This window comes from Streptomyces sp. MBT65, assembly GCF_016612545.1.
Classification (GTDB): Bacteria; Actinomycetota; Actinomycetes; order Streptomycetales; family Streptomycetaceae; genus Streptomyces.
In genome coordinates, this window is the sequence record NZ_JAENRY010000685.1 from 1 (window position 1) to 2,256 (window position 2,256).

At 72.4% G+C, this 2,256-nt stretch carries 1 protein-coding gene and 1 pseudogene; both read left to right on the plus strand.

Annotated elements, in window-relative coordinates; genetic code table 11:
• The first annotated feature begins 546 nt into the window (after positions 1 to 546).
• Positions 547 to 1,083, plus strand: coding sequence for a DUF2617 family protein (locus JHN63_RS51565; RefSeq protein ID WP_200692011.1), 537 nt, complete (start codon positions 547 to 549; stop codon positions 1,081 to 1,083).
• A 158-nt stretch (positions 1,084 to 1,241) separates the two neighbouring features.
• A pseudogene (locus JHN63_RS51570) lies at positions 1,242 to 2,256 on the plus strand (spermidine synthase); the annotation flags it as partial.

A 2,256-nucleotide genomic window follows, 5' to 3' on the forward strand; every position in this document is an offset into this window, starting at 1 on the left:
GGGGGCGGCCGGGCAGGTCGGCGGAAGTCGGCCGAGCAGGGGTCGGCGGGGGAGACCGGGCGGACCGGAGGGGCGATCGGGCAAGGTCGGCGGAGGCCGATCGGGTGGACGTGGTGGCAGCCGACACGGGGCGGCTGAGCATCGCGGAAGGGGTCCTGCGAGGGGCCTTGTCCGGGTCTTGTCCGGGCCTGGGTCCGGCCCTTGTGCTCGCCTGGTCCGGGGTCGTGGCGTCCGTCGGGAGATCGCTCCCGGCGGGCGCTCCGGCGCGCGCCTGACACTCCTGGGCGTACGCCTTCGTTGAACAGTTGAGCTGTGCAGCCCCCTGAGGGATGGAAACCCCACGAAGTTGGGTAAAAAGCATGTGGTGGCGCCACCGTTCATGATTCCCTCTAAATCACCAACGCAGCCCCAACGCAGCCCCTCGGACGCCCGCAGACACCTTCTCCTGACTGGGCCGACGGGCTGACCGGGCCGATGTCCCGGTGTCGCCCGGGGTGCGCCGGACCCCACACCTCCCCTTTCTTTGCGTGCTAGCGGAGCCGATCCATGCTCACGACCCTGAAGACCTCCTACACCGACACGCGCGCGGCCGACCTCGCCTGGACCCTGGGGCGCGAGCCGCTTCCCGCCCTGGCCACACTCGATCTCGAACTGGCCGGTGCCAAGCTTCAGTTGAGACTGCTCGGCGCGTCCCACCAGGTACTCCTGGACGAGGAGCGGGGCTGCTGTTCGGAGACGGTCGCGTGCATCCCGGGTTCCAGCACACCGCTGCCGCTCGGGGTCGCCAAGCGGGTCGGCGACTGGGAGTACGAGTTCGCGGCCCGGGTCGAGGTGCTGTCCCCGGGGCAGTTCGCGGGCCGCGCCCAGGAACTGCTGGCCCTGGTCGCCGACCATCCCAACGGCCTGGCCGGGGTCTTCCCCGGCAGCCCGCACGCCTTCACCGCGATGCTCGCCCAGCGGCACGAGGGCCAGGTGCACTGGCGCACCTGGCACGCGTATCCGCAGGACGGGCAGTTGGTGGCGACGCGGACGCGGGTGGGGGTGCGGGTGCCGGTGGGGCACGTGGTGCCGTCACCGGTGTGACGCGCGGGAGCCGCACGCCCGAGCCGTAGGGGCCGTACGCCCGAGCCGTGGGAGTCGTACGCCCGGGGCTGAGGGCCGACACCGACCCCCGTCGCTGTAAACACATTCCACACGTGTGGGTGACGAAGCGTGCCCACCATGTGACGTAACGTCGCAGCGTGATCGAACCGCACGCGCCGGCCCGGCCGGGTACCCAGCCACCGTGGGCAGGCCCCGCGCGGCTGCCCGTACGGCCGGGCACGGGCCGGTTCCTGGTGCTCGCGGGGGTCTTCGTCTGCGCGGCCTGCGGACTCGTGTACGAACTCGAACTCGTCGCCCTCGCCTCGTACTTGATCGGCGACTCGGTCACCCAGGCGTCCGTCGTCCTGTCCGTGATGGTGTTCGCGATGGGCATCGGCTCGCTCGCCGCGAAGCGCCTGCGCTGGCACGCGGCGGCCGGTTTCGGCGCGGTCGAGGCGGCGCTCGCGCTGATCGGCGGGTGCAGCGCGATGGCGTTGTACGCGGTCTTCGCCTGGACCGGGAACTGGGGCGGCCTGTGGGCGCAGGGCCCGCGCTGTCTCCTGGTCGCCTTCTCGCTCGCGATCGGCCTGCTGATCGGCGCCGAGGTGCCGTTGTTGATGGAGCTGATCCAGCGCATCCGCCGCCAGGACGCGGGCGGCGCGGTCGCCGACCTCTTCGCGGCGGACTACGTCGGCGCCCTGGTCGGCGGCCTCGCGTTCCCCTTCCTGCTCCTCCCCTTCCTCGGCCAGCTCACCGGCACCCTGCTCACCGGCACGGTCAACGTGGTCGCCGGCGGCTCGCTGGTGCTGGGCCTGTTCCGCCGCGACCTGAGCCGCCGCTGCCGCTGGCTCCTGGTGATCACCAACCTCACCGTCCTCGGCCTGCTCGCCTCCGCCGCCGTCCTGGTCGACGACTTCGAACGGGCCGCACGGCAGGCCGTCTACGGCAAGGACGTCCGCGTCGCGCTCCAGACCGATGTCCAGGAGGTCGTCCTCACCGGCGGCGACCACGGCCGGCCCCTCAACCTCTTCCTCGACGGCCGCCTGAGGGTCAGCGGACGCGACGAGCACCGCTACCACCAGGCCCTCGTGGCTCCCGCGATGAACGGCCCCCACGCACGCGTGCTCGTCCTCGGCGGCGGCGAGGCCGTCGCCGCCGCCGAGGACGAGCACG

Coding starts and splice junctions, on each gene's coding strand:
- JHN63_RS51565 (WP_200692011.1), top strand. CDS start 547: ATGCTCACGACCCTGAAGACCTCCTACACCGACACGCGCGCGGCCGAC.